The sequence below is a fragment of the Streptomyces sp. ISL-100 genome (assembly GCF_018614615.1).
GTDB lineage: Bacteria > Actinomycetota > Actinomycetes > Streptomycetales > Streptomycetaceae > Streptomyces.
On sequence record NZ_JAGGOK010000056.1, the window covers coordinates 16,812 to 43,412 of the forward strand.

General features: G+C 69.4%; 26 protein-coding genes, 1 tRNA gene and 1 pseudogene. 16 read left to right on the forward strand and 12 right to left on the reverse strand.

Translation table 11 applies throughout. The features are described from left to right. Positions 1-9 precede the first annotated feature (9 nt). The 3 genes from J7E89_RS24165 (at position 10) to J7E89_RS24175 (ending at position 2,989) form a co-directional block, all read left to right on the forward strand. Positions 10-1,560 carry an APC family permease gene (locus J7E89_RS24165; RefSeq protein WP_214976489.1) on the forward strand — a complete coding sequence of 517 codons (1,551 nt, stop codon included), beginning with the start codon at positions 10-12 and terminating at the stop codon, positions 1,558-1,560. 132 nt (positions 1,561-1,692) lie between these two features. Further along, on the forward strand, positions 1,693-2,358 hold the full coding sequence (locus J7E89_RS24170) for a molybdopterin-dependent oxidoreductase (protein ID WP_214976717.1): 666 nt from the start codon (positions 1,693-1,695) through the stop codon (positions 2,356-2,358). Next, complete coding sequence (locus tag J7E89_RS24175) at positions 2,342-2,989, forward strand: cytochrome b/b6 domain-containing protein (RefSeq protein WP_214976490.1); 648 nt, start codon at positions 2,342-2,344, stop codon at positions 2,987-2,989. The genes J7E89_RS24170 and J7E89_RS24175 overlap by 17 nt, the downstream gene beginning before the upstream one ends. Here J7E89_RS24175 and J7E89_RS24180 read toward each other — a convergent pair. Continuing rightward, positions 2,975-4,372 (reverse strand): annotated as a pseudogene (locus tag J7E89_RS24180) (gluconate:H+ symporter). The gene J7E89_RS24175 and the pseudogene J7E89_RS24180 overlap by 15 nt on opposite strands. 6 nt (positions 4,373-4,378) lie before the next feature. After that, the gene (locus tag J7E89_RS24185; protein WP_214976491.1) at positions 4,379-4,912 is read right to left on the reverse strand and encodes a gluconokinase; all 534 of its coding nucleotides are present in this window, start codon (positions 4,910-4,912) and stop codon (positions 4,379-4,381) included. Positions 4,913-5,048: 136 nt separating this feature from the next. On the opposite strand from J7E89_RS24185, the gene J7E89_RS24190 reads away from it, so the two are divergent. The 3 genes from J7E89_RS24190 (at position 5,049) to J7E89_RS24200 (ending at position 8,045) form a co-directional block, all read left to right on the forward strand. Further along, positions 5,049-5,750 carry a FadR/GntR family transcriptional regulator gene (locus J7E89_RS24190; RefSeq protein ID WP_214976492.1) on the forward strand — a complete coding sequence of 234 codons (702 nt, stop codon included), beginning with the start codon at positions 5,049-5,051 and terminating at the stop codon, positions 5,748-5,750. Positions 5,751-5,849: 99 nt separating this feature from the next. Then, a complete protein-coding gene (locus J7E89_RS24195) occupies positions 5,850-6,569 on the forward strand; it encodes a FadR/GntR family transcriptional regulator (protein WP_214976493.1) in 720 nt (239 codons plus the stop codon). Positions 6,570-6,584: 15 nt separating this feature from the next. Next, positions 6,585-8,045, forward strand: a complete 1,461-nt coding sequence (locus tag J7E89_RS24200; RefSeq protein ID WP_214976494.1) for an amino acid permease — start codon at positions 6,585-6,587, stop codon at positions 8,043-8,045. 207 nt (positions 8,046-8,252) lie between these two features. Here J7E89_RS24200 and J7E89_RS24205 read toward each other — a convergent pair whose 3' ends face one another. Continuing rightward, positions 8,253-9,050 (reverse strand): TetR/AcrR family transcriptional regulator, encoded by a 798-nt coding sequence (locus J7E89_RS24205; protein WP_214976495.1) that lies wholly within the window; start codon positions 9,048-9,050, stop codon positions 8,253-8,255. A 551-nt stretch (positions 9,051-9,601) separates the two neighbouring features. Between J7E89_RS24205 and J7E89_RS24210 the strand changes: the two genes are divergently transcribed. From J7E89_RS24210 to J7E89_RS24220, 3 genes are read left to right on the forward strand one after another with little or no spacing between them, the layout of a single operon-like run. Further along, the gene (locus tag J7E89_RS24210; protein ID WP_214976496.1) at positions 9,602-11,245 is read left to right on the forward strand and encodes an amidohydrolase; all 1,644 of its coding nucleotides are present in this window, start codon (positions 9,602-9,604) and stop codon (positions 11,243-11,245) included. A gap of 58 nt (positions 11,246-11,303) precedes the next feature. Continuing rightward, a complete protein-coding gene (locus tag J7E89_RS24215) occupies positions 11,304-12,392 on the forward strand; it encodes an S-(hydroxymethyl)mycothiol dehydrogenase (RefSeq protein WP_214976497.1) in 1,089 nt (362 codons plus the stop codon). Beyond that, a complete protein-coding gene (locus J7E89_RS24220) occupies positions 12,389-13,039 on the forward strand; it encodes an MBL fold metallo-hydrolase (RefSeq protein WP_214976498.1) in 651 nt (216 codons plus the stop codon). The genes J7E89_RS24215 and J7E89_RS24220 overlap by 4 nt, the downstream gene beginning before the upstream one ends. A gap of 262 nt (positions 13,040-13,301) precedes the next feature. Here the strand turns inward: J7E89_RS24220 and J7E89_RS24225 are convergent, their stop codons facing one another. From J7E89_RS24225 to J7E89_RS24235, 3 genes are read right to left on the reverse strand one after another with little or no spacing between them, the layout of a single operon-like run. Next, positions 13,302-14,150 carry a helix-turn-helix transcriptional regulator gene (locus J7E89_RS24225; RefSeq protein ID WP_214976499.1) on the reverse strand — a complete coding sequence of 283 codons (849 nt, stop codon included), beginning with the start codon at positions 14,148-14,150 and terminating at the stop codon, positions 13,302-13,304. A gap of 14 nt (positions 14,151-14,164) precedes the next feature. Further along, positions 14,165-14,680 carry a DUF6879 family protein gene (locus J7E89_RS24230; RefSeq protein WP_214976500.1) on the reverse strand — a complete coding sequence of 172 codons (516 nt, stop codon included), beginning with the start codon at positions 14,678-14,680 and terminating at the stop codon, positions 14,165-14,167. Continuing rightward, entirely contained in the window at positions 14,652-14,906 is a 255-nt protein-coding gene (locus J7E89_RS24235) for a hypothetical protein (protein ID WP_214976501.1), read from the reverse strand. The genes J7E89_RS24230 and J7E89_RS24235 overlap by 29 nt, the downstream gene beginning before the upstream one ends. Positions 14,907-15,389: 483 nt before the next feature. Between J7E89_RS24235 and J7E89_RS24240 the strand changes: the two genes are divergently transcribed. Together J7E89_RS24240 and J7E89_RS24245 are read left to right on the forward strand one after the other, a co-directional pair. Continuing rightward, positions 15,390-15,614 carry a hypothetical protein gene (locus J7E89_RS24240; RefSeq protein ID WP_308315585.1) on the forward strand — a complete coding sequence of 75 codons (225 nt, stop codon included), beginning with the start codon at positions 15,390-15,392 and terminating at the stop codon, positions 15,612-15,614. 103 nt (positions 15,615-15,717) lie between these two features. Next, positions 15,718-15,927 (forward strand): DUF397 domain-containing protein, encoded by a 210-nt coding sequence (locus tag J7E89_RS24245; RefSeq protein ID WP_214976502.1) that lies wholly within the window; start codon positions 15,718-15,720, stop codon positions 15,925-15,927. 255 nt (positions 15,928-16,182) lie between these two features. Here the strand turns inward: J7E89_RS24245 and J7E89_RS24250 are convergent, their stop codons facing one another. Next, the gene (locus J7E89_RS24250; protein ID WP_214976503.1) at positions 16,183-17,550 is read right to left on the reverse strand and encodes a DUF3987 domain-containing protein; all 1,368 of its coding nucleotides are present in this window, start codon (positions 17,548-17,550) and stop codon (positions 16,183-16,185) included. 88 nt (positions 17,551-17,638) lie between these two features. Further along, positions 17,639-17,794 (reverse strand): hypothetical protein, encoded by a 156-nt coding sequence (locus J7E89_RS41040; protein ID WP_251061008.1) that lies wholly within the window; start codon positions 17,792-17,794, stop codon positions 17,639-17,641. Positions 17,795-18,160: 366 nt separating this feature from the next. Here J7E89_RS41040 and J7E89_RS24260 point away from each other — a divergent pair, with 366 nt between their 5' ends. Then, entirely contained in the window at positions 18,161-18,853 is a 693-nt protein-coding gene (locus J7E89_RS24260; RefSeq protein ID WP_214976505.1) for a tyrosine-type recombinase/integrase, read from the forward strand. An 88-nt stretch (positions 18,854-18,941) separates the two neighbouring features. Here the strand turns inward: J7E89_RS24260 and J7E89_RS24265 are convergent. Beyond that, positions 18,942-19,029, reverse strand: a tRNA-Leu gene (locus J7E89_RS24265). Positions 19,030-19,164: 135 nt separating this feature from the next. Between J7E89_RS24265 and J7E89_RS24270 the strand changes: the two genes are divergently transcribed. The 3 genes from J7E89_RS24270 to J7E89_RS24280 all read left to right on the forward strand — a co-directional run bounded on the left by J7E89_RS24270 (position 19,165) and on the right by J7E89_RS24280 (position 21,850). Then, on the forward strand, positions 19,165-20,499 hold the full coding sequence (locus J7E89_RS24270; RefSeq protein WP_214976506.1) for a M20/M25/M40 family metallo-hydrolase: 1,335 nt from the start codon (positions 19,165-19,167) through the stop codon (positions 20,497-20,499). 161 nt (positions 20,500-20,660) lie between these two features. Beyond that, on the forward strand, positions 20,661-20,894 hold the full coding sequence (gene chpH, locus J7E89_RS24275; protein WP_214976507.1) for a chaplin ChpH: 234 nt from the start codon (positions 20,661-20,663) through the stop codon (positions 20,892-20,894). A gap of 146 nt (positions 20,895-21,040) precedes the next feature. After that, positions 21,041-21,850: a chaplin gene (locus J7E89_RS24280; RefSeq protein WP_214976508.1), complete on the forward strand. Its 810-nt coding sequence runs from the start codon at positions 21,041-21,043 to the stop codon at positions 21,848-21,850. A 70-nt stretch (positions 21,851-21,920) separates the two neighbouring features. Here the strand turns inward: J7E89_RS24280 and J7E89_RS24285 are convergent, their stop codons facing one another. Next, entirely contained in the window at positions 21,921-22,109 is a 189-nt protein-coding gene (locus tag J7E89_RS24285) for a DUF5703 family protein (RefSeq protein ID WP_214976509.1), read from the reverse strand. Between the two features lie 47 nt (positions 22,110-22,156). Between J7E89_RS24285 and J7E89_RS24290 the strand changes: the two genes are divergently transcribed. Beyond that, a complete protein-coding gene (locus J7E89_RS24290) occupies positions 22,157-22,858 on the forward strand; it encodes a hypothetical protein (RefSeq protein WP_214976510.1) in 702 nt (233 codons plus the stop codon). 32 nt (positions 22,859-22,890) lie between these two features. Here J7E89_RS24290 and J7E89_RS24295 read toward each other — a convergent pair whose 3' ends face one another. Beyond that, on the reverse strand, positions 22,891-25,194 hold the full coding sequence (locus J7E89_RS24295) for an ATP-binding domain-containing protein (RefSeq protein WP_214976720.1): 2,304 nt from the start codon (positions 25,192-25,194) through the stop codon (positions 22,891-22,893). A 308-nt stretch (positions 25,195-25,502) separates the two neighbouring features. After that, a complete protein-coding gene (locus J7E89_RS24300) occupies positions 25,503-26,486 on the reverse strand; it encodes an aldo/keto reductase (RefSeq protein WP_214976511.1) in 984 nt (327 codons plus the stop codon). Positions 26,487-26,601 lie beyond the last annotated feature (115 nt).

A 26,601-nucleotide genomic window follows, 5' to 3' on the forward strand; every position in this document is an offset into this window, starting at 1 on the left:
AACCCCGCCATGTCGACGGGCAGTTCTAGCACGAGCGAAAGAAGCAGAGACACCAGCGCCGGCGAGATCCGTACGTACAAGGGGCAGGAGCGAGCCCTGCGAGCCGGCCGCCTGGGCACCACGGGCCTCCTCCTCTCCGTACTGGCCGCGAGCGCCCCGCTCATGGTCGTCGCAGGTGTCATGCCCACCACATACGGCCTGATGGGCATCGTCGGCCAGCCCCTCCTCTTCGTGATCCTCGGCGTGGTCCTGATGCTGTTCAGCGTCGGATACGCCGAGATGAGCCGGCACGTCCACAACGCCGGCGCCTTCTACGCGTACATAGCCCGGGGCCTCGGCCCGACCGCCGGCGCCGGAGCGTCCCTGGTCGCCCTCGTCGCGTACAGCGCCATGCAGGTCGGCATCTACGGCATCCTCGGCTTCGAGATCTCCGGCCTCTTCGCCACCTACCTCGACATCACCATCGCCTGGTGGATCCCCGCGCTCGTCGCCGTGCTGGTCGTCGGCGCGCTCGGCTGGCTCAAGATCGATCTCAACGCCAAGGTCCTCGGCGTCCTGCTGGTCGTCGAATGCGCGCTCGTCGTGATCTTCGACGTGGCAGCGATCGCCGACCCGGCCAAGGAGGGCCTGTCCCTCCAGGCGTTCAACCCCGAGACCCTCACCGGCGCCGGACTCGGCACCGCGCTCTGCTTCTGCATCGCCGCCTTCGTAGGCTTTGAGCAGGCCCCGGTGTACGCCGAGGAGACCAGCCGCCCGCAGATCGTCGTCTCGCGCGTGATGTTCCTCGCCGTCGGCTACGCCGCGCTCTTCCTGGCTCTCAGCGCCTGGGCGCTCAGCGTCGCCACCGGACCCGGCCAGATCGTCAAGGTCGCGGGGGAGCAGGGACCCGGACTCCTCTTCACCCTCACCGAGAGCAGGCTCGGCTCCACCTTCACCGACGTACTCCACGTCCTCTTCGTGACCGGCATGTTCGCCGCCCTGCTCAGCTTCCACAACGTCGTCGCGCGGTACGCGTTCGCCATGGGCCGCGAGGGCCTGCTGCCGGCCTCCTTCGGGCGTACGAACAAGACGAGCGGCGCCCCGGCCGCGGGCTCCCTGCTCCAGTCCGGCGTGTCCCTGGTAATCGTGCTGGCCTTCGCCTTCACCGACGACACCCCGGCCGGCGACCCGACCGTGCCCGTGCTGCACCTGTTCACGTGGATGGGCAACGTCGGCGCGCTCGGCGTCATCCTGCTGATGGCCGCCGCGTCGTTCGCGGTCATCGCCTTCTTCGTACGCCGCGGAGCCGGCCGCGCGCAGGCGGGACGCCTCGCGGCCTCCGGCATCGCGGCGGTCGCGCTCCTGGTCATCGCGTTCTACACGGTCAAGGACTTCGACGTGCTCGTGGGCGCGGGCCCCGGCTCCGCGCTGAGCTGGATCCTGCCGGGCATCATCGGCGTCGCGCTCGTCGGAGGCCTGGTGTACGGCGCGGTACTGCGCTCGGCGAAGCCCGAGGTGCATGCCCGCATCGGCCTCGGCAACGAGGCGTTCCAGCTGGAAAAACAGGCCACCGAAGTCTGACGGAAGTCTGACGGACCCCCGCGGTCGCTGGCTCTTGGCGGCCGCGGGTGTTCGAATTGTTCTGTGACTCCTCAACCACCGGCCGGCCCGGACAGCGGTGGCGCACCCGTCGGCCGCCGCGTCGTCCTCGGCATGCTGGGCCTCGGGGCCGCGGGGCTGGCAACCGCGCCGTACCTCCAGAGCGGGCTGGACTCCTTCCTCGGCGCCGCCGCGGACAAGGACCCCACCGGCCTGACCGGCCTCCTCCCGAACGGCGGCGGCTTCCGCTACTACTCAGTCGCCTCCTCCGTACCGCACAAGGGCCCGGAGAACTACCGGCTGAAGATCGACGGCCTGGTCGACAGGCCCGCCACCTACACCCTCGACGACCTGCGCGCGATGAAGCAGACGCGCATCGTGCGCGACGTCCAGTGCGTCACGGGATGGCGGGTCCCGGACACGCCGTTCGAGGGCGTACAGCTGTCGCGGCTGCTGGCCGCGGCAGGCGTGAAACCGGAGGCCAAGGCGATCCGCTTCACCTGCTTCGACGGTACGTACAGCGAAAGCCTCACCCTCCAGCAGGCCCGCCGCAAAGATGTACTGGTCGCTCTGCGCATGCAGGACAAGCCACTCAGCCACGCGCACGGCGGCCCGGTGCGCCTCTATGTCGCGCCCATGTACTTCTACAAGTCGGCGAAATGGCTCTCCGGTATCACCGTCACGCCCGAGGTGCGGCCCGGGTACTGGGAGGAGCGCGGCTATGACGTCGACGCGTGGGTCGGCCGCTCGAACGGACGCGACGATGCTCCTACGGTCTGAACTTCCCACCCGCCTCAGACGCTTCACCCGCTCCGAGCGCTGGGTACACCGAGCCACCGCAGGCCTGGTGCTGCTGTGCATCGCGACGGCGGCCTGTCTGTACGTACCCCAGCTCGCCGAACTCGTCGGCCGCCGGCACCTGGTGGTCACCGTGCACGAGTGGTCGGGGCTGCTGATCCCCGCGCCGTTCCTGCTCGGCCTGGCCTCCCGCGCCTTCCGCTTGGACCTGGGCAGGCTCAACCGTTTCGGGCCGCACGACCGGCAGTGGCTGCGGGCCGCGCTGCGCCGCGACATGAGCCCCGCGTCGCGCCCCGCGGGGAAGTTCAACGCGGGCCAGAAGCTCTACGCGGGCTGGATCGCCGGCGCGGTGCTGGTGATGCTCGGCACCGGGCTGCTGATGTGGTTCACGGACCTGGCCCCGCTGGTCTGGCGTACGAGCGCCACCTTCGTCCACGACTGGCTCGCCCTCGCCATGGGCATCGTGATCGCCGGACACATCGCAATGGCCCTCATGCGGCCGGAGTCCCGGCGCGGCATGCGCACCGGGACTGTCGACCGCGAATGGGCGGAGCTGGAACACCCGCTGTGGGCAGAGGAGTTGAAAAACTCACCGGACCTAAAGGACGAGTGACAACAGCAGCACGAAGCCCAGCGAGACCACCGAAATGATCGTCTCCATCACCGACCAGGTCTTGATCGTCTGGCCGACGTCCATGCCGAAGTACTCCTTCACCAGCCAGAACCCCGCGTCGTTGACGTGACTGAAGAAGAGCGAGCCCGCACCCACCGCGAGCACCAGCAGCGCGGAGTGCGACGGCGACATGTCGGCCGCGAGCGGGGCGACGAGACCGGCCGCCGAGATGGTGGCCACGGTCGCCGAGCCCGTCGCGAGGCGGATGGCGACAGCGATCAGCCAGGCCAGGAGCAGCGTCGGAATCGCCCAGTCCTTGGAGAAGTCCAGGATCATCTGGCCGACGCCCACATCGATGAGCGTCTGCTTGAAGCCGCCGCCCGCGCCGACGATCATCAGCACGCCCGCGATCGGGGCGAGCGACTTCTCGACGGTCGAGGAGAGACGGTCCTTGGTGAACCCGGCGGCGCGGCCCAGCGTGAAGAGTCCCACCACTACGGCGGCGAGCAGCGCGATCAGCGGCGAGCCGATGACATCGGTGACCCGCTGAACAGCGTTCTCGGGGTTGTCGACGACGATGTCGACGAGCGCCTTGGCCAGCATGAGCACGACCGGCAGCATGACGGTGGCGACGGTCGCGCCGAAGCCGGGACGGCGCTCCAGGTCCTCGGAGGGGCGCTGAAGAACCATCTTCTCGGGCACCGGTACGTCGACCTAGCGGGCGGCGTACTTCGAGAAGACCGGCCCCGCGATGATCACGGTCGGGATCGCCACGACCACGCCGAGCGCCAGCGTGACGCCCAGGTTGGCGCCGATCGCGTCGATCGCGACCAGCGGACCGGGGTGCGGCGGGATCAGCCCGTGCATGACGGACAGGCCTGCCAGCGCCGGGATGCCGATCCGCATGAGGGAGTAGTTGCCGCGCTTGGCGACGAGCAGCACCACCGGGATCAGCAGCACGATGCCGACCTCGAAGAAGAGCGGCAGACCGATGATGCTCGCGATCAGCACCATCGCCCACGGCATCGCCCGGCCGCTCGCCTTCGCGAGGATCGTGTCGACGATCTGGTCCGCGCCGCCGGAGTCGGCGAGCAGCTTTCCGAGGATCGCGCCGAGCGCGATCAGCACGCCGACGCCCGCGACCGTATTGCCGAGGCCGGTCGAGAAGCTGGTGATGGCCCTGTCGAGCGGGGCGCCCGCGAACGCTCCGAGCGCCAGCGACCCGATGGTCAGCGCGAGGAAGGCGTGGAGCTTGAACTTCGTGATGAGCAGGACGATGACGGCAATGCCGGCGAGGACGGCTATCCCCAACTGGCCGTTGCCCGCCGAGGTGATCGGCTCGACGACGCCCGCTGCCAGCGTCTCGACGCTGAGACTGGTCACGGCTCTCTACTTTCTGAAGTCTTGGGAGTCTTGGCGGTCGAGCCGGCGCAGGGCCGCGACGGCTCGTTCGGTGATGTCGTCCGGAGACCCCGAGACGTCCACGGACACGCCCGCCTCGTCCTCCTGGAGCGGTTGCAGGGCGGCGTACTGCGAATCGAGCAGGGTGGTCGGCATGAAGTGCCCCTTGCGCTCCCGCATCCGCTCCTCGATCAGCTCCCGGTCGCCCGTGAGGTGCAGGAATACGGCGTCGGGGGCGGCCGCGCGCAGCCGGTCGCGGTAGGCCCGCTTGAGCGCGGAGCTGCTCACGACTCCGCCGAGCCCGGCCCTGCTGTGTGCCCACTGGCCGATCGCGTCGAGCCAGGGCCACCGGTCCGAGTCGTCCAGCGGGGTGCCGGCCGACATCTTGGCGATGTTGGCCGACGGGTGGAAGTCGTCGCCCTCGGCGTACGGGACGCCGAGCCGGGCGGCGAGCAGGGGGCCGATGGTGGTCTTGCCGGTCCCTGCCACGCCCATCACCACGACGACGTGGGGGCTGTTCATGAGTGGAGTGCCTCGCTGTCTTCTTCGACATCGGTCCGTCGCGCTACTGAAACCTATTAGGTACGACGTATTCAAGACCCTGTGACATAAACGTCGTACTTATGCTTCCCGGAGGGCGCCCCGTAGGCTGAGCCCCATGACCAACCAGGCCCGGGGACTGCACTCCCAGCTGCTGGAAAGCCTCGGTCCCGCGATCACAGCCGGTGAGTATCCGCCCGGCAGCGTGTTGCGTACGGACGAGCTCGCCCAGCGCTTCGACGTATCGCGCACGGTGATCCGCGAGGCGGTCCGGGTCCTGGAATCGATGCACCTCGTGGAGTCCCGCCGTCGGGTGGGCGTGACCGTACGCCCACCCGAGGAGTGGAATGTCTACGATCCGCAGGTGATCCGGTGGCGGCTGGCCGGCGCCGACCGCCCCCGCCAGCTGCGCTCCCTCACCGTCCTGCGGTCCGCCGTGGAGCCGGTGGCGGCGGGACTCGCCGCGCAGTTCGCGACCCCGGAGCAGTGTGCGGAGCTCACCGAGCGCGCGCTCGGCATGGTGGCGACCTCGCGGGGCCGGCAGCTCGACGCGTACCTCGTGCACGACATCGCGTTCCATCGCGTCGTACTGCGTGCATCAGGCAATGAAATGTTCGCCCGGCTCGGTGATGTGGTGGCCGAGGTCCTCAGTGGACGCACCAGGCACCAGGTGATGTTCGAGGATCCGGACCCCGCGGCCGTCACGCTGCACGTCCAAGTCGCCGAAGCGGTAAGGGAAGGCGACGCGGCGCGGGCGGAACGGCTGACCCGCGAGATCGCGGTCGGGGCGCTCCAGGAGCTCGACGTACTCGCCCCCTAATTCGCCCGGAATGTCCACTCCCTTATCCTTCTGTTCGTCTTAAATCAACTCTCTGAACACTCTTGACGCTTGCATGTCCGACCTCCGAGCATTCTCCGCATGGTCTTGTCAGACAGCCGGACAGGTGGCGGCGCACCCCGGCGCATCAGCGCGATGGAAGCCGTCCTCACCCACCTCCGGGACGCCATAGAGCGGGGTGAACTCGTCGTAGGCGAGAAGCTCCCGACGGAGGCAGAGCTCGGAAAGCACTTCGAGGTCAGCCGCTCCGTCGTACGGGAGGCCCTGCGCGCGCTCCAGGCGCTCGGTCTCACGGTGTCCCGGGCCGGCAAGGGCACGTACGTCGCGGCCAGCGGCGCCGACCAGAACCCGATCTTCGGTGCGTACTCCGCCCGGGATCTGATCGAAGTGCGACGGCACGTCGAGATCCCCGTCGCGGGTTACGCTGCTACCCGTCGCACGCAGGACGACGTAGACCTGCTGACGCACCTGATCGGGAAGATGGAGCAGGAGCCCGACCCCACCGCCTGGGTGGCGCTCGACACGCTCTTCCACATTTCCGTCGCCCAGGCGTCGGGCAACCCTGTCTTCCTCAAGATCATCGAAGAGATCAGGGACGCCCTTGCCCGGCAGTCCACCCTTCTGAACCAACTCGGGGACCGACGACGCCAGTCGGACCTCGAGCACCGGGCCCTCGTAGAGGCGATCGTCGGCGGCTCCGAGGGAACGGCGGTGCAGGCCATGGCCGCGCACCTCGAACACGTCGAGATCACGCTCAACACGATCGTGCGGCCCGGTACCGCACAGCACCCCCCCAAATGAAGGCGAAGAAACAGCATGAGTGACCGCACCCTGTCTGCGGCCCCCGCCGGTCCCGCCGATCCCGTATCGACATCCCCACATGTCGATGCGGGTGACGAGGGTTACAGTAAGGACCTGAAGTCCCGCCACATCAACATGATCGCCATCGGCGGAGCGATAGGCACCGGCCTGTTCCTGGGCGCGGGCGGCCGCATGGCCGGAGCAGGCCCTTCTCTCGCCATCGCGTACGCCGTCTGCGGCGTCTTCGCCTTCTTCGTGGTCCGCGCGCTGGGCGAGCTGGTCCTCTACCGCCCGTCGTCGGGCGCGTTCGTGTCATACGCCCGTGAATTCATGGGTGAGAAGGGCGCCTTCGCCGCCGGCTGGCTGTACTTCCTCAACTGGTCGACGACGGCAGTGGCCGACATCACAGCGGCCGCGACGTACGCCCACTTCTGGGCCATGTTCAGCGACGTACCGCAGTGGGTCCTGGCCCTGATCGCGCTCGCCGTCGTCCTCACCGCGAACCTGATCTCGGTGAAGTACTTCGGCGAGATGGAGTTCTGGTTCGCGATCGTCAAGGTCGCCGCCCTGGTGGTCTTCATGGCCATCGGCATCTACCTGGTCGTCACCCAGCACCAGCTCGACGGCCACACCCCCGGCTTCTCCACGATCACTGACGGCGGCGGCCTGTTCCCGGTCGGCATGCTGCCGATGCTCCTGGTCATCCAGGGTGTCGTCTTCGCGTACGCCTCGGTGGAGCTGTGCGGCGTCGCGGCGGGCGAGACCAAGAACCCCGAGAAGATCATGCCGAAGGCGATCAACTCGATCATGTGGCGCGTCGGCATCTTCTACGTCGGCTCGGTCATCCTCCTCGCGCTGCTGCTTCCGTACACGGCGTACTCGGGCGGCGAGAGCCCCTTCGTCACCGTCATGAACAAGCTCGGCGTCGCGGGCGCCGCGGACGTCATGAACCTCGTCGTCCTGACGGCGGCCCTCTCCAGCCTGAACTCGGGCCTGTACTCCACCGGCCGCATCCTGCGCTCCATGGCCCTCTCGGGCTCTGCCCCCAAGTTCACGGGCCGCATGAACAAGGGCCAGGTCCCGTACGGCGGCATCCTCCTGACTGCCGGCTTCGGTGTCCTGGGCGTCGGCCTGAACTACGTCATGCCGGGCGAGGCCTTCGAGATCGTCCTGAACTTCGCGTCGATCGGCATCCTCGGTACGTGGGGCATGATCATGCTCTGCTCTCTGCTCTTCTGGCACCGCTCGAAGGACGGCCGGGTCACGCGCCCGTCGTACCGCCTTCCCTGGGCCCCGTACACCCAGATCGTCACCCTCTTCTTCCTCGCCAGCGTCGTCGTCCTGATGTGGTGGGGCGGCGGAGTCGGCCGTACGACCGTGATGTGCCTCCCGCTGATCGCGGCGGCGCTGGTGGGCGGCTGGTTCGTGGTCCGCAAGCGGGTCGCCACGCTGGCCGCGGACCACAAGGGCGCCTAGCCCCGCACCGGCGGGACTGCTTCCCGCTCCGCCGAGTGCGGACGGGAGCAGCCCCCGGGGACGCTCCCGGGCGTGTCCTCAATCGCCGGAACGGGCTTGATTTCCGCCCGGACCCGACTCTGCCGACGCGGCTCAATCCGAGTCGCGTCGGCAGAGTCGCTTCCACAAGGTTCGGACCGCGCCTCGCAAGGGTCAGCCCGGGCGTATTCAGCCCGTCCGGCGTTTGAGGACCGGGGTCCGGGGCGGAGCCCCCGACGCGGCGGAGCCGTAAATGTCGCGGCCGGAACCGGGCGGGGTGGGGGAAAGAACCGCCTCCAGCCGAGCCGCGGCCGCCGCCAGCACCATCTCCAGCGCCGCCGGATACCCACTGCGGCCCATCTCCGCCACCAGCACCGGCGCGGTCGCGGCGATGTTCGGATGGCTGTCGGCAGGCAGTCGCGCGTACGTCTCCCGCCAGGCCCGCGCCTCCGTCTCCTGGGCAGCCGATGGCAGCGTGAGCGTGGACGCGTCCAGCGCCGCGAACGCCAGCGTCTGGTCGACGAAGGCGTGATAGACCCGTACCGCCTCGGGGTCGGGGAAACCCGCCCCGCGCAGGATGCCCAGGATCGTCTCCACCGACCGCGTCTCGTTCTCCCGCCCGGTCACCCGCGCGCAGGTCAGCATCGCCGCCTGCGGATGCGCCTGATAGTCGGCGTGCATCATCAGACCCAGCGTCCGCAGGTCCGCCCGCCACTCACCCGTCGGCCGGAACCGCCGCAGCGTACGGCCGATCAGCTCGTCGGCGACCGCGAGCAGCAGGTCGTCGGTGTCCCGGAAATACCGGTAGAGCGCGCTCGGGTCGGCCCCCAGCGCCGCCCCCAGCCGCCGCACGGTGAGCGCCGCCGCCCCGTGCTCGTGGATCAGCCGCAGCGCCGTATGGACGATCAGCTCCTCCGACAGGACCGTGCCCTGCTTGGTGGGCCGCCGGCGCCGCCGCCCCTCCTCCGGCACCACTCGCTCACTCATGGCGCGCACGTTACGACAACACCGTTGACGTGTGAAGGCCCCGCGGAGTTCGATGTGCCGCCCTCGGGGCCGTTGTGGCCCCCCGGTGAAGGAGCTGGCGATGACGCCATCGAAGACCCCGTACGGCAGCGACCCGCCCGCACCCGCCACGCTCACCAGGACCCTCGGCGTCATGACGGCTTCGCCAACGCCGCCTCCAGCACCGCCGCCACTACCAGCATCGGCATCGGCCTGGGCGTCACGGCGGGCGTCGTCTGCCTGCATATGCGTGCCGATGCTCAGCGCGGCCGTCCTGCTCGCCCTCGGCGGCTACCTCTGCTGGACCTTCTCCACCTACCTCCGCCGACCACTTCGAAATCAGCCCGGACAACGGCTGGTTCATGCTCGCGTGCCCCGCCGTGATGGTGCTGAGCGGATTCGTGGCGGCGGCCTGGGCGAAGCGGGTCCGCAAATCCTCTACTTCGTCACCGGCCGCGGCACCGACCCCGACGCGGTCCCCCTGACCGTCTGGCCTTTTCCACCCCGCCACTCCTACCGAAGGAACCCGCACCATGCGCCACAACCCCGCCGACCTCGTCTTCACCGGCGGCCCCGTCCTCACCCTGGACGCCGCCCGCAGCCGCGCCACCACTGTTGCCGTCACGGGCGACCGCATCACCGCAGTCGGCCACGACGAGGTACACGACCTCATCGGCCCGAAGACCGAAGTCGTCGTCCTCGCCGGGCGGTTGCTCGTGCCCGGCTTCCAGGACGCCCACATCCACCCCGTGTCGGCCGGCCTGGAACTGGCGCAGTGCGACCTGACGGCCGTCCGTACGGCGGCGGAGACAACCGCCGCCGTACGGACGTACGCCGACGCCCACCCCGACCGGGAGTGGATCACCGGCGGCGGCTGGTCAATGGAGGCGTTCGCCGGCGGCAGCCCCACCAAGGACCTGCTCGACGCGGTCGTTCCCGACCGCCCCGTCTACCTGCCCAACCGGGACCACCACGGCGCCTGGGCCAACACCCGTGCCCTGCGCCTCGCGGGCATCGACCGCACCACCCCCGACCCCGCCGACGGCCGTATCGAGCGAGACGCCCACGGCGAGCCCACAGGCCTCCTCCAGGAGGGCGCGATGGACCTGGTCGCCCGCCTCACCCCACCGTCCACCCCCGCCGACCGGCTCGCCGCCCTGCTCCGCGCCCAGCGACTGCTCCACTCGTACGGCATCACCGCCTGGCAGGACGCCATCGTCGGCACCTTCGGCGCGATGGAAGACCCCGCCGACGCGTACGTCGCCGCCGCCCGCGACGGCTCACTCACCGCCCGCGTCACCGGCGCCCTCTGGTGGGACCGCGAACGCGGCGCCGAGCAGATACCGGAACTGGTCGCACGCCGGTCGGAACTGAGCCACGGCCGCTTCCGCGCCGGATCCGTGAAGCTCATGGTCGACGGAGTGGCCGAGACGGGCACCGCCGCGCTCCTCGATCCCTACCTGGACAGCTGCGGCTGTGCCACGGCCAACCGGGGCACCAGCTTCATCGACCCCGCCGACCTGCGCCGGTACGTCACGGAGCTGGACGCCCTCGGCTTCCAGGCCCACTTCCACGCGCTCGGAGACCGCGCCGTACGTGACGCCCTGGACGCGGTCGAAGCGGCCCGCAGCGCCAACGGCCACCGGGACACCCGCCCCCACCTCGCCCACCTCCAGATCGTCCACCCGGACGACATCGCCCGCTTCAGGGAGCTCGGCGCCACCGCCAACATCCAGCCCCTGTGGGCGGCGCACGAACCGCAGATGGACGAACTCACCATCCCCTTCCTCGGGGACGAACGAGCCGGATGGCAGTACCCGTTCGGCGCACTGCTGCGCTCCGGTGCCACCCTCGCCGCGGGCAGCGACTGGCCGGTCAGCAGCCCCGACCCGATGCACGGCATCCACACGGCGGTCAACCGCGTCGAGCCGTACGGCGACGGCCCCGTCTTCCTCCCGGAACAGCGCATCGGCCTCACGGACGCCTTCGCCGCGTACACGGCCGGCTCCGCGTACGTGCACCACCTCGACGACACGGGAAGCATCCGCCCCGGAGCTCTCGCCGACCTGGCCGTGCTCGACCGCGACCCGTACGCCGCGCGGCCCGAGGAGATCGCGGCGACCCGCGTCGCCCGCACCTACGTCGGCGGGCGGAAGGTCTACGACGCCGGTCTGTAGAGCGAGTACGGTGCGGGAAACGGGGGCGTACTCGTCGCGCGAGGAAGGAAGTTCACCTATGACACAGCAGGTCCAAGGCGTAATCGCACCGGGGAAGAACGAGCCGGTGAGGGTGGAGACCATCCTCGTCCCGGACCCGGGACCGGGCGAGGCCGTCGTCAGGGTCCAGGCGTGCGGCGTCTGCCACACCGACCTGCACTACAAGCAGGGGGGCATCAACGACGACTTCCCCTTCCTCCTCGGCCACGAGGCGGCGGGCATCGTCGAGTCGGTCGGCGAGGGCGTCAGCGACGTCGCCCCCGGCGACTTCGTCATCCTCAACTGGCGTGCGGTGTGCGGCCAGTGCCGGGCGTGCCTGCGCGGACGTCCCCAGTACTGCTTCGACACCCACAACGCCGAACAGAAGATGACCCTGCTGGACGGCACCGAGCTGTCCCCGGCGCTCGGCATCGGCGCGTTCGCCGAGAAGACCCTCGTCGCGGCAGGCCAGTGCACCAAGGTCGCCCCGTCCGTCTCGCCGGCCGTCGCGGGCCTGCTCGGCTGCGGCGTCATGGCCGGCATCGGCGCGGCCATCAACACCGGCCAGGTCGGCCGCGGCGACTCGGTCGCCGTCATCGGCTGCGGCGGTGTCGGCGACGCGGCCGTTGTCGGGGCCAGGCTCGCCGGCGCGGCGAAGATCATCGCGGTCGACATCGACGACCGCAAGCTGGAGACCGCCCGCACCATGGGCGCCACCCACACCGTCAACTCCCGCTCCACGGACCCCATTGAAGCCATCCGCGAGCTCACCGGCGGATTCGGCGCCGACGTCGTCATCGAGGCGGTGGGCCGCCCCGAGACGTACAAGCAGGCATTCTACGCCCGCGACCTGGCCGGCACCGTAGTCCTGGTCGGCGTACCGACTCCCGACATGCGGCTCGACCTCCCACTCATCGACGTCTTCGGCCGCGGCGGGGCCCTCAAGTCGTCCTGGTACGGCGACTGTCTGCCCTCCCGCGACTTCCCGATGCTGATCGACCTGCACCAGCAGGGCCGTATCGACCTCGCCGCCTTCGTCACCGAGACCATCGGCCTCGGCGACATCGAGAAGGCCTTCGCGCGCATGCACGAGGGCGACGTACTGCGCTCGGTGGTGGAGTTCTCATGACGGCCGCATCCGCACCCTCACCCGCCCGCATCGACCACCTGGTCACCTCGGGCACCTTCTCCCTTGACGGCGGCACCTGGGACGTCGACAACAACGTCTGGATCGTCGGCGACGACACCGAGGCGATCGTCATCGACGCGGCCCACGACGCGGACGCCATCGCCGCCGCACTCGGCGGCCGTACGCTGCGCGCGATCGTCTGTACGCACGCCCACAACGACCACATCGACGCCGCTCCGGCCCTCGCCGCCGCCACCGGCGCCCCCATCCTGCTCCACCCCGACGACCTGCCGCTGTGGAAGCACACCCACCCCGACCGCGCCCCCGACGGCGAGCTCACCGACGGACAGACCCTCACCGTCGCCGGCACCACGCTGACCGTCCTGCACACCCCGGGCCACGCGCCCGGCGCCGTCTGCCTGTATGCGCCGGAACTGGCCACCGTCTTCACCGGCGACACCCTCTTCCAGGGCGGCCCCGGCGCCACCGGCCGGTCCTTCTCCCACTTCCCGACGATCGTCGACTCGATCCGCGACCGGCTGCTGACCCTGCCGCCGGACACGGAGGTACGTACCGGCCACGGCGACGCGACCACCATCGGCGCGGAGGCCCCGCATCTTCAGGAGTGGATCACCAGGAGGCACTGAGAAACAGAAAAACCCCCAGTTCAACTGGGGGTTTTCGCTGGTGTCCGAGGGGGGACTTGAACTCTCCACTCGGGCACCAGCTCATTAGTTAGCTGACCTGCGAGAACGTACCCTCTGAGTCCCCTTCGAGGCTGTGAGGGTCGGTCAGCTCACCTGCTGTTTCTGCCCGCTCCTGGCCGCTGTTGGTCATGCGTTGGCCACGTGGCCAACCGTTCCAGCTCAGGCCAATAGAGCCTCCCGCCTGGTCGAGGACCACGCTCACTCAGTCCAGGGACGCCAACGCACCCGCTATCAGAGAACGTGCCGCAGCTCCCCGCGCGGCCCCCTGCGAGAGCCGCTCAAAGGCTCGGGCGTACAGCTCGACCTGGCTGGGCTGCGTGAGGGTGGAAGCAGCATCCAACGTGTCCGCGTGCACCCTGGTGTCGTCGAAGATCGTGAAGGTTGGCATGGGCCACACAGTCCGTTGCGCTGAAAACGGGACGATACCCACGGCAACGTTCTGGAGATCCATAACCCCGAGCAAGTGGCCAAGCTGCGCGGCCATGGTCTCGGCGCTGCACAGCCGGTACCGCAACACCGCCTCCTCCAGTACGAACGAGAAGCGCCGGGAGCCGTTGCTCAGCACCGCGTTACGCCTTATGCGGGCCACGACCGCATCACTCACGTCGTCCGGGGTTCCCCGGAAGTCCGCGATGGATGACAAGAGGGCAGCGGCGTATCCGGGTGTCTGGAGGAATCCAGGGATCACGTCAGAGACGTAGACGCGAAAGATCTTGGTTTGTTGGTACAGGTCGCCTGTGGACTCTTGCAGGCGACGGAGACCGCTCCGCTGGAGTCGCCTCCACTGCACATGAGCATCGGCGGACTGCCTGTTTGCCGCGATCAAGTCAGGGGCCTGATCATCAGTGGCGCAGGCCCGGCACCACGCTTTGATGTCCGTGTCAGAGGGAGGGGTCTTTGCGTTCTCAATCCGGGACGACTTCGACTCTGACCAGCCGCACCTGACAGCCAGCTCCCGCCCGCTGATCCCCGCATCCTTCCGAATCTCACGCAGACGCCCGGCAAGATCTTCGCGGGCCTTCTGAACGCTCGAAGAGGGGTGCGGGGGCATGGAGCTGGCCTTCGTCAGATCTTGTAGAGGTGGTGCGGGATCGCTCGCTCCCAGACTGCTTCGAAGGCAGCGGAGCACAGCTTTACGGTCTCCGGCTCGGCTGTGATCTCATCCTCGACCACCGCGCCGTCACCAGAGAAGTGGTGCACACGGAGAAGCGTGCCGTCGAACAGCCAGAAGTCATTTCCCGGCAGGGGGATGCTGGTGGCCCGTCGTCGTGACAGCCACCGAACTTCCTCACCCGCCGTGACGTTGGCGTGAGTGACGTAGTGCTCCCAGCGGATGTACTCCGATACGGGCTCGGAGACCACCCGGGCCCGTCGGACCGCTACGCCCCGGGCCACGGTGTCCGTGATCAACTGGTCATAGGGATGCCACCAGGATTCGCGGTCCTCCCAGTTGATCCGCTCACCACGCTTCCACGCCTCGAACCGGTCTGTCGAGGCGTAGGAGTCGCGTAGCTCCAGGTGGACGGCAGACCGCTCACACTGGCCAAGCAGCTCAGCGAAGCTGGGCACGCTCGACGGCATCACACGCCTCCCTGATCATCGGGATCATCCGGGCCGGAATCCTGACGATGGCTTCGCTGTCAGGCACCGGGCCGTTCGCGGGGCTGCTTGCCTCGCACTCCGCCTGAGTCTCGGTGCTCGGCTTCCACCCCTGCAACAAGATCTCCTGAGCTTCCGCGTCCGCCCACACGGTGGGGCAGTGGTCCCGGTCGGTGTCGGGGTCGATTCCAACGAACTCTACGGCCATGGCTGGCTCCCTGGTCTAGGTGCTTGCTCGGGCTTGCATCAGCTTCGTTGAACTGTGGAGACAGCGTCAATACCGCTATCAGTCATGCCAATTGGCGTGCAAGCTCATGCAAGTTTGTAGAGCCCGACACTCGCCACTTCCTACGGTCGGCACATCGACGCGGAATCGACTGGGAGGGCGGGCCATGGTGGGCGAAGGCAGGATGCACGACACGCGAGCGACTGATCACATGGGCAGCAGCGAGGCCCGACGGTTTCTCTCCCGTCTCTCCGGGGCTCTGGGAGTCGGCGGCGTGCTCATGGTGCGCAAGTCCGGCCCTGGACCGGAGGGGGCGGACGTTGTCCCTGGCGACGGACTGAAGTGGCCTAAGTGCGAGTGCGGAAGCCCCCGTTGCCCGGACTACGTCCTCCCGGCGAAGTCCGCTACGGAAGACCTGAGTCCCAGGGTGGCCGAAGCCAACAGGCGGAGTCGTAGGGGCGGACTGTGAGCATCAAGACGGCCATGCGGTACGTGGTGCACCGGATCATGGAGCACCCGGATACGGACGTGAGCTTTGGGGCCGAGTGCCTTCACTGCATGTGGAAGGCGACGCCTGCCGATGACTCGGCGGCTGTCGATGTGGAGTGCATGACCCACACCGGCCGGTCTGGCCACGCTGCCTTTCGGCGCATCCGTACGTCGTTCGCGATGGTGGTTCGCGCCGAGTAGAGACCCCCGCCCCGGTGGATCACGGCCCTAGGACAGCCAGAGTGCCCGCCGGGGCGGGTCAGCAAGTGCAGTGCACCACTCCCATTTGAGAGAGGTACCACGCATGACCGCAGTCCCCGAATTCGAGTTCCGCACGTCGAGCGCGTGCCAGTACAACAACAATGACCCGCGCTGTGTCGAGGTCGCGACCAACGTCCCCGGCACGGTCGCGGTCCGCAACTCCGTGACCGGCCGAACGGTTGAGTTCACCGCCGTGGAGTGGGCGGAGTTCCTTCCCGGTGCCAAGCTGGGGGAGTTCGACGTCACAGCGTAGGGAGTCGTCATGCAGCAGTGCCCCCGGTGTGGTGGCAGCGCGGAGAGAGACCCGGAGCACTCCGGGGTGATGCGCTGCCTGTCGTGCTGGGAAGTGTGGGCACTGCCGACTGAACGACGTTGTCCAGGTGTAGGCCGGGGCACCTTCGCCTCCGCGCTGCGGTTGTTGGAGGAGCACCGGGATCTGAACCGCTGATCCAACAAACGAATGCCCCTGCCGTGATCGGCAGGGGCATTCTTTGGTTTGTTCGAGCGGTCAGAGCAGAGCGCGGAACGGGTTGGCGGCAACGACAGGAACGGGAGCGGGCGACCGCTTCACCTGAACGGGGGTCTCCTTCAGATCCGGTCGATAAGCGTCCATCTGGACGACCTTGGCCCCGTTGCTTTCCATTACTGTCCGCTTCGCCGGCCCCGGCTCCTTGGGCAGCGCTGCGTGACGGGAATCGCCATCGCGGACAGTGAAAACGGTGGCAGGGCGACCGGTCTTCCCTGACCGTTCGACAGTTACGACGATTTCGGGAAGGGCCTTGACCTCACTCGCACTTGCTCCCACATACGGAAGGACCTGAGACGACGTGGCCCGACCGCCGTGCATCTCGATGCGGGCACGTACCTTGTCCGCGAGGCTGAGCGGCTGACGCTTCACCTTCGGAGCATCAGCCCCCTTGGTGATGCGTACCGCGTCCTGGACGGAGCGACGTACGAGCGTGAACGCGGCCGACAGCATCTCTTCCGTGATGGTCTCGGAGCACTCGGAGGCGGCCAGACAGGCCGCGACCCTGAGCGTCTGCTCTGCTGTCCGTTCGATGAACACGGCTTGTCCCTCGGGCAGAGTCTCACCCAGGATGCGGGCGTACCGGCGCACGATCCGCCACAGCGGCCGGGCGTCTTCCGCAAGCGTGATCACACGGGGCCGGGCAGTGGCCCAGCCGTAAGCGTCGGACAGTTCCCTACCGTCCACCTCGGGCAGGCTCACTCGGTCGTCATCGAGCATCGGCACCGAACCGAGGAGGAAGGGAAGGATGCGGTTGTACGAGCCTCCGGCCGCTTCCGACTCACCCACGTACTTGGCCCAGTCGGACGGCGTTATGTGGGAGTGGAGCACCATGGCAGGGTCTCGGACTTCCTGAGCCTCTTCCTTGGTGGTGTTGCGCAGCGTTGTCCCATCCCACGCCGCCCGGAGTTTGGTTGTGAACGAGGGGTCACGCTTGACCCGCTTCAACACCTCCGTCCACTCCTCTTCAACCACGACACAGCGTCGGTCGGTCCCCGCCTCTGTCTCCGCTGTCGCTTCCTGTTGCTGCCACAGGTGATGCACCATGCTCGCGCCAGAGGTGATGCCGGATGTGGTGTGGGTGGCCAGGAAGCGGCCTAGCGACCGGTCCAGGACGTGAAGCGCTGCGCGGAGCGCGGTTCCCTTTCCCCTGCCCGTTCCGGCCACCAGGGCCGACCACAGGAGCACGGGGCGAGCGTTGCCACGGGATGACACCTTGACCGTGCCGCCGATGGCAGCCGACCACATCGACAGTGCGGCGACGTACACCCCCAGCGCGTCCGCTTCCAGGAACGGGGCGATCTTGCGGACCGCGCGGCCGATCGGACCGTACAGAACGGGGGTGTTCATGCTGCCTCTATCTCAAGAAGGGTTAGTTGGGTAGCCACTGGCCGGGGGTGCCGGGCGCACTCAGGGCCCGGCACGGTGAACGCGGCACTCAGGCCGCTGCCGCTTTTCCCTCGGATGCGTCCTGGTGGGCCAGGTCGTACGCGTGCCTGACGTGCATCGGGACGCGTCCCTGAGCGGACAGGTTCGGCCAGCCGTTCTGTCGGGCCCATGTCCGGATCATCCGGTTGCGCTCCCGCTCACTCATCCCGGAACCGTCCACCCCGGCAGGCTCGGGAAGTGGGTCACGACCGACCAACTCACCGGCACGGACAGCTGATTTGAACGTGCCAGGCTCCCGCACGTCCATGCAGGGGATGCCACGCTCCTGCGCGTCCCTCAGCTTGGTTGCGTTGCGCTCCCCACCCTCACCCAAGATGAGCAGAGCCGTGCTGTCATCGGCACGTCCGACCACCTGATAGCCAAGGTTCCGGACAGCTTCCCGCGCGTCGTCCCAGTCGTACCCCGGTACCTCACCGGCCAGCATCACGGACCGGACAAGCTCAGGCTCAGTCGCTTCCTCGCACTCCGCACCGCCCGGCAGATACGGGCACAGGAACAGAAGTACCCGACCGTGGACGACGACCAGACAGGGCGATTCCTGGGCTCGGTGTGGGAGCCGTGCGGCAATCGGGCCTGTGACGGCGGCCTGGCTCACCACTGCCTCCGGGACGCTCCCCTGTGGACGGTCTACGCCGCCGCTGGTGTCCGCCGCAGTGAAGCTCTGGGCATGAAGTGGTCGCTCGTCCGCTGGGACGAGGGGGCTATTGAGCTGGGGTGGGTCGTGGTCGAGGAGGGCAACACCTATCGGCTCCGGAAGCTCACCAAGGACGGCGACGACAACGCCGTCATCTACGTGGATCAGTCCGTGATGAGCGTCCTGAAGCGGCAGAGGGAGCGCCAGGACGCCGAGCGGAAGCGGCTCGGCTCCGCGTGGGTCGATCATGACCTGGTGTTCGCTCGTGACGGCTTCAAGCTCTACCGGGGTGAGGCAGGCGGCCCGCAGGACCCCGAGAAGGTCTCGGCTCGGTGGCGCACCCTGCGCAGCCGGTTGAAGCTGCCTGAGGAGTTCCGCATTCACGACTGGAGGCACAGCAAGGTCACGAACGATCTGGAGGCCGGGGAGAACCCTGTCGAGGTCTCCGCGAACGTTCGACACCACTCGCCGGGCTACACCATGTCCCGGTACGGCCACTCACGTAAGGACGGAGCCCGGAAGCTCGCCGCCTCCGGTGCGGGCCGACTCGGCCTCTCATCCCTGGTCTGACCAGGCGATTCACTGGGCTGTTGGTCACGTGGTTGGTCACGCCACAGCCCTGAAATGCAGAAAACCCCACGTGAAGTGGGGTCTCAGCTGGTGTCCGAGGGGGGACTTGAACCCCCACGCCCGATAAAGGGCACTAGCACCTCAAGCTAGCGCGTCTGCCATTCCGCCACCCGGACAAGGTGTCTGTCTCGCGGCCCTGGGCCGTTCCGACGTGGAAAACCATAGCAAACATTCAGACCCCCTGATCACACCCCTGGTCAGCAGCGGGAGGATGAGGGGGACCACCAGCAACGCCAGTGGGAGGAAGCAGCGTGAGCGAGTCGAAGACGGCCGGCCAGGACAGGACGGTCTCGGGCGAGGACGAGGTCGTCGATCTCTGTCGTGACCTGATCAGGATCGACACCAGCAACTACGGAGACCACTCGGGGCCGGGGGAGCGGGCGGCGGCGGAGTACATCGCGGAGAAGCTCGCCGAGGTGGGGCTCGAACCGCAGATCTTCGAGTCCCACCCGGGGCGGGCCTCCACCGTGGCCAGGATCGAGGGCGAGGACCCGTCGAAACCCGCGTTGCTCATCCACGGGCACACCGACGTCGTACCGGCCAACGCCCAGGACTGGACGCACCACCCCTTCGCGGGCGAGATCGCGGACGGCTGTGTGTGGGGCCGGGGCGCGGTGGACATGAAGGACATGGACGCGATGACCCTCGCGGTCGTACGCGACAGGATGCGCAGCGGCCGCAAGCCCCCGCGCGACGTCGTGCTGGCCTTCCTCGCAGACGAGGAGGCGGGCGGTACGTACGGGGCGCGGCATCTCGTCGACAAGCACCCGGGCCTCTTCGAGGGCGTCACGGAGGCGATCGGCGAGGTCGGCGGCTTCTCCTTCACCGTCAACGAGAACCTGCGGCTGTATCTCGTCGAGACCGCGCAGAAGGGCATGCACTGGATGCGGCTCACCGTGGACGGCACGGCGGGGCACGGCTCGATGACCAACAACGACAACGCGATCACCGAGCTGTGCGAGGCCGTGGGGCGGCTCGGGCGGCACAAGTGGCCGGTCAGGATGACCAAGACCGTACGGTCCTTCCTGGACGAGCTCTCCGACGCGCTCGGCACCCCGCTCGACCCCGAGGACATGGACGCGACGCTCGCGAAGCTCGGCGGCATCGCGAAGATGATCGGCGCCACGCTGCGCAACTCCGCCGCCCCGACGATGCTCGGTGCCGGGTACAAGGTGAATGTGATCCCCGGGCAGGCGACGGCGCATGTCGACGGGCGGTTCCTGCCCGGGTACGAGGACGAGTTCCTCGCCGACCTCGACCGGATCCTCGGCCCGCGCGTGCGGCGCGAGGACGTGCACGGCGACAAGGCCCTGGAGACCAGCTTCGACGGGGACCTCGTCGAAGCGATGCAGCTGGCGCTGAGGGCCGAGGACCCCATCGCGCGGGCCGTCCCGTACATGCTCTCCGGCGGCACCGACGCCAAGTCCTTCGACGACCTGGGGATCCGCTGCTTCGGCTTCGCGCCGCTGAAGCTGCCGCCCGAGCTGGACTTCGCCGGGATGTTCCACGGCGTCGACGAGCGAGTCCCGGTGGACGGGCTGAAGTTCGGCGTACGCGTCCTGGACCGCTTCCTGGGCCAGTGCTGACCGGCTAAGTGCTGAAACGACTTTCCAACTAATCGGCCGGACGTGCTATTTGACTGAAAAGAGTGAAAGGGAACATACGCTAGTAGCCCCGGCACTTTTCCTTCGTTACTCGGTGTGCGGTCCGCGGCTGGGATCGCATTTGCCAACTAGGAGGAAACGTAATGATCAAGAAGGTCGTCGCTGCTGCGGCTGCTACTGGTGGTCTGGTTCTCGCCGGCGCGGGTATGGCCGTCGCTGACTCGGGTGCCCAGGGTGCTGCTGTCGGGTCCCCCGGCGTGCTTTCGGGCAACGTCGTTCAGGCCCCGATCCACGTGCCGGTGAACGTGTGCGGCAACACGGTCTCCGTGATCGGGCTGCTGAACCCCGCCTTCGGCAACACCTGTGTCAACAAGTGACGTTGTGCATGAACCCGTAAGGGTCTGAGTCCCGGGTGGCCCCGGAGTGCGCTGCAACGCACTCCGGGGCCACTGGGAATTCGGCTCGCGGCCGGCACAACGTTCCGCGGGCATTCGGTGAAGGTAAGAGGCAGAGGAACGTACCAATGCGTCAGGTAACGAGAAAGAGCCTGATCACCGTGGCGGCCGCGAGTGGTCTGCTGGCCATGAGCGGCGGCAACGCGCACGCCGGCTCAGGGGCCGAAGGGTCCGCTTCGGACTCCCCGGGCGTGCTCTCCGGGAATTCCGTGCAGGCTCCCGTGCATGTCCCGGTCAATGTGTGCGGGAACACCGTGAACGTCATCGGTGTGCTCAATCCGGCGATGGGCAACAGCTGCGCCAACGGCTCGCAGAGCTCGCACCCCGGCAAGAACAACGGCGGCGGATCGACGGCCAAGGGGCGCACGAGCGACTCACCCGGTGTCGGCTCTGGCAACAACGTCCAGGCACCGGTCCACGTGCCGGTGAACGCCTGCGGGAACACGGTCACCGTCGGCGGCCTCGGCAACGCGGCCACGGGCAACGACTGCGCCAACGACTCGACAGGTACCCCGCCGGGGCACGGCCCCGGGAAGCCTCCGGGCAAGCCGGGCAAGCCGGGCAAGCCGGGTGAGCCGGGCAAGCCGGGTGAGCCGGGCAAGCCCGGAGAGCCGGTGGAGCCCACGGAGCCGGGTAAGCCGGGGACTCCGGGCGAACCCACGGAGCCCGGAGTGCCGGCGGACCCGGACGAGCCGGCGACGCCCGGCAAGCCGGACAGTCCGAACGGCCCGGACACCCAGACCGTCACGCAGCCCAAGGGCAGCGACGTGCTCGCGCAGACCGGCGCCGGCGCTCCGCTCGGCGTGGTGATCCCGGCGGGTGCGGGGCTGCTGCTGGCCGGTGCGGTGCTGTACCGCCGGTCGCGCTCAGCGACGTAAGGCAGGAAATGTGCCGGTACGGCCGGCATGGAACGGAGCGGGCCCCGCGATCGCGAGGCCCGCTCCGTCTTCACCAGGTGGCACGCAGCTGGCGAATGATCCGCCTGCGCAGCCGCACGCGACGGCTGCCGTCCCGGCGCAGAGTCAGTCGGTCCAACTCCCAGTGTCCGTACTCGGCATGGTCGGTCAGCAGGCGCGTCGCATCCTTGCGGGAGACCCCGCGTGGCACGTACACGTCGACAAATTCGTATTCCGGCATCGCATCTATTGTGCGTGCAGAGCCCCAGTACGGATAGCGTCTGCACTATGTCTGATGCTGCGCAGCCCACCGCTGCCGAGGTACGCGCCGCCGCCGAGGCGGTCAAAGTCGCGCTCGACCGTCACCTCGACGCGGTCGAACGCCGCACCGGGGACGACGACCCTGCCGTCTACGACGCGTTCAACGAGCTTGCCGCGGCCGCCGAGGCGTACGACGAGCGGCTCTACGACCGCTATGACGAGGTCACGCCCTTCGAGATTCCGGGATCCGACGACTCCCTGCCCCCTTACACCGGGCCGGAGGAGCCCAATGCGGTCACCATCCTGATCCGCCGCGACTACGCGGTGGTGGAAACCCAGCGGCTGCTCGCGCAGGCGCAGCGGATCGCCGATCTCGACCCGGACGTCGACGCCCCGGCGATCGAGGTCGAGGTCGAGGTCGATGCCGAGGTTGGCTCCGAGGAGCGCGGCAACGCGGTGGCGATCGTCGGCGGCAGCGTCCATGCGGCGCTCGGAGTGCTCTTCGGGGAGTACGAACCGGATGAAATCGCTTCCCGGCACCAGGAATTCGGCCTGGAGGAGGGCGACTCCACCCTGTGGGTGGCCGCCTCGGACGACCTGCCCGAGCCGGGGGAGTGGCTGAGCGCCCCCTTCGAGCAGGTCGATCCGCAGCGGGTCGTGTGCCGCTTCGACGTCAGCTCCGTCTTCGACGACGAGTTCGACGAGACCGACGGTCCCGACCAGGGCTGACCGCCTCTGACCGCCGGCCCGCACCGGGTGTTCTAGGGCGCCGGCTGCTCGGCCGGGGGCTGGAGCAGGGTGCGCAGACGAGTGGTACGGGGCCGGTCCGGGATTTCGGTCACCGCGCGGGGCAGGGCCTGGTCGACGCCGTGGACCACGGACAGGTGCCGTTCGCCGCGGCTGAACGCGGTGTAGATCCACGGGCGGCTCAGCGCCGGGGCGGCGTCGCCGGGCAGCACGACCACGACCGCGGGCCACCGCATCCCGGTCGCCTGGTGCGCCGTGAGCGCCCAGGCGTGCCGCACCGCGGTCTCCACCCTCTCCTTGGGTACGACGATGGGCGTGCCCTCGCAGTCGAGGTGCAGGCCGTCGGCGTCTGCCGATACGACCGAGCCGGGCAGCGTCCGGCCGGGCGCCGGGACGTACGCGACCCGGTCTCCCGGGTCGAAGCCGCCGAAGCGGCCCGGGCCGGGGTTGAGCCGCTGCTTGAGCGCGGCGTTCAGCGCTCGGGTGCCCGCGGAGCCGCCGTGGCCCGGGGTGATCACCTGGGTCTGGGCGGGGGAGACCCCGAAGGCGCGCGGCACCGAGTCGGCGACCAGCTGGACGCTGCGGTGCACCGCCTCGCCCGCGTCACGCACGGGGACGATCACCACCTCCTTGCCGGGCGCCTCCACCTGGTTCAGCTCCCCGATCCCGATGCCGGAGACCAGCTCGCCGATCGGCCCGGGATCGGGCGTACGCGAGACGACATGCGGGCACGCGCGGGCGGCCAGCAGGTCCGCGAAGACCCGGCCCGCGCCTGCGGAAGACAGGACGCCGGGGTCGCCGCTGAGGACGAGCCGGGTGCCGTCCGCCAGCGACTCCACGAGGACCGCGGCGGTCTCGACGTCCAGCTGCGGGGCGTCGAGCACGACCAGTAGATCGAGGGCGAGTGTGCCGTCCCCGTCCCGGCCGGGGCCTTCGGTTCCGGCGACCAGCCCGGAGAGGGTGACGGACGCCGACGCGTCGCCGATCGCCGCGGCGACGCGCCGTCGGCCGTCGGCGCTGTGCGACGCGGCGTACGCCCGAGGGCCGGCCCCGCGCGCGACGGCGACCAGCGCGGCCGGTTCGGCGCGGGCGGCCTCGCCGCCGCTGTGGGCGACCAGGCCGTTCGCCGCGACGACGCGGACCAGCTCGGCGGCGGAGGGCGGGACGGGCCCCGCGTCCCAACCAGCGGTTTCCTTCGCCTCATTGCCGAACGTACTGGCCAGCCGGGCGAGGCCGTCGGCGAGACTTTCCTCGGCGAGGGCGTACCGCTCGAGCCCCAGCAGAACCTCCACGGGCTCGTCGCCCTCGGCGCCCTCGTCGGCTCCGCCGTCCTGGAAGACCAGCACCACACCCTCGGCGACAGCGTTCTGAATGGCCTCGTCCGGGTCGGGCACCTTGTGCTCGGCAAGCGCCTTGCGGACGGCGCCGGACTCCAGGGCGGTGTGGCCCTGGACCGCCGCCCGCTCCAGGAGCCAGCCGACGAGCGCCGCCGTCCTGCGCTCGTCGGCTGGACCGCACTCCGCGCCGAGCAGGGCGCGCGCGAACCCGTCGGCCTGTTCGGGCCGCACAGCGGGTACGGACAGCAGCTGCCAGGGGTCGTCGCGCAGCACCTGCCCGGCCTGCTCCCCGAGGACGCCCGCGACCGCCCCGGCGAGCGCCTCCGGGGCACCGCCCTCGGCCAGCACGGCCCGTACGGAAGCCACGGCTTCGGGCGCGACGGTGACCGCCCCGGCCGCCTGCGCCACCGGCGTGGGAGCCGGAGTGGGCGGGGGCGCGGGCGCGACACGGCGCGGCGCGGGCGCCGGGGACGCGAAGAACGCCTCCCCGGACTTGGCGCCGCTCTCCACGGCCCGTACGGCCGCGAGCAGATCGGCGGCCTGCCCGCTCAGCTTGGCACCGGCCTCCACGGGCGCGGTCTTCTCGGCCTTGCGCCGCTCAATCCGCTCCCGCAACGCCCGCTGAGCAGCAAGCTCAGCCTCAGCCTCGGACAACTGCGGCACAGTGGCCGCTTCTTCCCCCTCCGCCGGGCTTCCACCGACACCGTCCGAGGCCCCTTCACCGGTCCCGGCGGGGTGGCCTGCGGTGTCGCCGCTGTCCAAGTGCTCTTCGGAATCCGCCGCGCCAGCGTCCGCATGGCCGTGACCGCCGTCGGCGGACGGCCTTGCGGTGCCCGCCGCGTTTTCGTCGGGACCGCCTGAGCGCCCTTCGTGGGCGCTGTTCGAGGGCTCCTCGGCGTCTGCCGCGCCCGCGCCGGTGTCCGTCGACCGGCCGGCGGGGCTGTCACCGGCGTCGGCGGACGGCCCTTCGGCGGCTGCCATGTCGGTGGCGGTGGCGGCTGGTTCGCCCGTGGTGTTCTCGGCGGCATCCGCTTCGGCGGTGGGGTGGGGGTTGTCGGCGGCGTGCACGTTGGTACCTGCGTTCTCGTTCGCGTCCGTCGGGGCCGCTGCCGCACGCGCGTCGGCCGGGGCGTCGGCTCCGGGGCCGGGCTCGGTGTGTGTCTTCGCGTTGTCCCCGGCGGCTCCCGGCGCCGGGACCGCCGGCTCGGCGGTCGGCTCGGTGTCGGCCGCCGCGGTCGTGTCGCGGTGTTCGGCCGGGGATCCGGGGGTTGCCCCCCGGGGAAGCGCAGTCACAGCGTGCTCCAGTCCTGGTCGGGATAGCGGTGCACGGGCGCCGACACATCGTCGAGCGCCTGGCAGATCTCGTCTGGAAGACTAAGCGCCTCCACTGACAATGCCTCCGCGAGCTGCCGCGCGTTGCGCGCGCCCACGATCGGGGCCACCACCCCCGGCCGGTCGCGGACCCACGCGAGGGCCACCTGGAGAGGGGTGGTGGCCAGGCCGTCCGCCGCTGTCGCCACCGCGTCCACGATGCGGCTCGCCGCCTCGTCGAGGTACGGCGCGACGAACCCGGAGAGGTGCTCCGAGCCGCCGCGCGAGTCCGGCGGTACGGAGCGCCGGTACTTGCCCGTGAGTACGCCCCGGCCGAGCGGCGACGACGGCAGCAGACCGACCCCCAGATCGAGCGCGGCCGGCAGCACCTCCCGCTCCACACCGCGTTGGAGCAGCGAGTACTCCATCTGCGTGCTGGCGAGCCGGGTGCGTACACCGGGTGCCGCGAGCTGCCAGGTGGCGGCCTTCGCCAGCTGCCAGCCGGAGAAGTTGGACACCCCCGCGTACCGCGCCCGGCCGCTGCCGACCGCGATGTCGAGCGCCTGCAGCGTTTCGTCGAGCGGCGTCGCCGAGTCGAAGGCGTGCACCTGCCACACATCGACGTAATCCGTGCCGAGCCGCTCCAGCGACGCGTCGAGTGCCGCCAGCAGATGGCCGCGGGAGCCGTCGAAGCGCCGGTCCGGGTCGGGCACGCTGCCCGCCTTGGTCGCGATGACCAGATCCCGCCGCGGAACGAGCCGTTCCACGAGCTGGCCGAGCAGATACTCCGCGTCCCCGTCGCCGTACACGTCCGCCGTGTCGACGAGCGTGCCGCCCGCGTCCCAGAAGGCCTTCAACAGGTCGGCGGCGTCGTGCTCGTCGGTGTCCCGGCCCCAGGTGAGGGTGCCGAGCCCGATTCTCGATACGCGCAGGCCCGTGCGGCCGAGATGCCTCTGCTCCATGGGCGCTGAGATTACTGGCCAAGGGCCGGTGGGCAGCAGACCCTGTGGACAACTCGCACGGGAGCCGGGCGCGGGACGCCCCCTGACGGATCGCGCCCCCGCGCGTTAGAGTCCC

What these genes read in the sequence shown, in the direction of transcription:
- J7E89_RS41040 (WP_251061008.1), bottom strand. Translation starts at nt 17,794, where the DNA reads ATGAGTGAGCGGGAGCGCAACCGGATGATCCGGACATGGGCCCGACAG.
- J7E89_RS24170 (WP_214976717.1), top strand. Translation starts at nt 1,693, where the DNA reads ATGCTGGGCCTCGGGGCCGCGGGGCTGGCAACCGCGCCGTACCTCCAG.
- J7E89_RS24235 (WP_214976501.1), bottom strand. Translation starts at nt 14,906, where the DNA reads ATGGCCGTAGAGTTCGTTGGAATCGACCCCGACACCGACCGGGACCAC.
- J7E89_RS24185 (WP_214976491.1), bottom strand. Translation starts at nt 4,912, where the DNA reads ATGAACAGCCCCCACGTCGTCGTGGTGATGGGCGTGGCAGGGACCGGC.
- J7E89_RS24205 (WP_214976495.1), bottom strand. Translation starts at nt 9,050, where the DNA reads ATGAGTGAGCGAGTGGTGCCGGAGGAGGGGCGGCGGCGCCGGCGGCCC.
- J7E89_RS24165 (WP_214976489.1), top strand. Translation starts at nt 10, where the DNA reads ATGTCGACGGGCAGTTCTAGCACGAGCGAAAGAAGCAGAGACACCAGC.
- J7E89_RS24210 (WP_214976496.1), top strand. Translation starts at nt 9,602, where the DNA reads ATGCGCCACAACCCCGCCGACCTCGTCTTCACCGGCGGCCCCGTCCTC.
- J7E89_RS24280 (WP_214976508.1), top strand. Translation starts at nt 21,041, where the DNA reads ATGCGTCAGGTAACGAGAAAGAGCCTGATCACCGTGGCGGCCGCGAGT.
- J7E89_RS24175 (WP_214976490.1), top strand. Translation starts at nt 2,342, where the DNA reads ATGCTCCTACGGTCTGAACTTCCCACCCGCCTCAGACGCTTCACCCGC.
- J7E89_RS24295 (WP_214976720.1), bottom strand. Translation starts at nt 25,194, where the DNA reads ATGGCAGCCGCCGAAGGGCCGTCCGCCGACGCCGGTGACAGCCCCGCC.
- J7E89_RS24300 (WP_214976511.1), bottom strand. Translation starts at nt 26,486, where the DNA reads ATGGAGCAGAGGCATCTCGGCCGCACGGGCCTGCGCGTATCGAGAATC.
- J7E89_RS24215 (WP_214976497.1), top strand. Translation starts at nt 11,304, where the DNA reads ATGACACAGCAGGTCCAAGGCGTAATCGCACCGGGGAAGAACGAGCCG.
- J7E89_RS24200 (WP_214976494.1), top strand. Translation starts at nt 6,585, where the DNA reads ATGAGTGACCGCACCCTGTCTGCGGCCCCCGCCGGTCCCGCCGATCCC.
- J7E89_RS24230 (WP_214976500.1), bottom strand. Translation starts at nt 14,680, where the DNA reads ATGCCGTCGAGCGTGCCCAGCTTCGCTGAGCTGCTTGGCCAGTGTGAG.
- J7E89_RS24190 (WP_214976492.1), top strand. Translation starts at nt 5,049, where the DNA reads ATGACCAACCAGGCCCGGGGACTGCACTCCCAGCTGCTGGAAAGCCTC.
- J7E89_RS24225 (WP_214976499.1), bottom strand. Translation starts at nt 14,150, where the DNA reads ATGCCCCCGCACCCCTCTTCGAGCGTTCAGAAGGCCCGCGAAGATCTT.
- J7E89_RS24195 (WP_214976493.1), top strand. Translation starts at nt 5,850, where the DNA reads ATGGTCTTGTCAGACAGCCGGACAGGTGGCGGCGCACCCCGGCGCATC.
- J7E89_RS24245 (WP_214976502.1), top strand. Translation starts at nt 15,718, where the DNA reads ATGACCGCAGTCCCCGAATTCGAGTTCCGCACGTCGAGCGCGTGCCAG.
- J7E89_RS24250 (WP_214976503.1), bottom strand. Translation starts at nt 17,550, where the DNA reads ATGAACACCCCCGTTCTGTACGGTCCGATCGGCCGCGCGGTCCGCAAG.
- J7E89_RS24220 (WP_214976498.1), top strand. Translation starts at nt 12,389, where the DNA reads ATGACGGCCGCATCCGCACCCTCACCCGCCCGCATCGACCACCTGGTC.
- J7E89_RS24285 (WP_214976509.1), bottom strand. Translation starts at nt 22,109, where the DNA reads ATGCCGGAATACGAATTTGTCGACGTGTACGTGCCACGCGGGGTCTCC.
- J7E89_RS24290 (WP_214976510.1), top strand. Translation starts at nt 22,157, where the DNA reads ATGTCTGATGCTGCGCAGCCCACCGCTGCCGAGGTACGCGCCGCCGCC.
- chpH (WP_214976507.1), top strand. Translation starts at nt 20,661, where the DNA reads ATGATCAAGAAGGTCGTCGCTGCTGCGGCTGCTACTGGTGGTCTGGTT.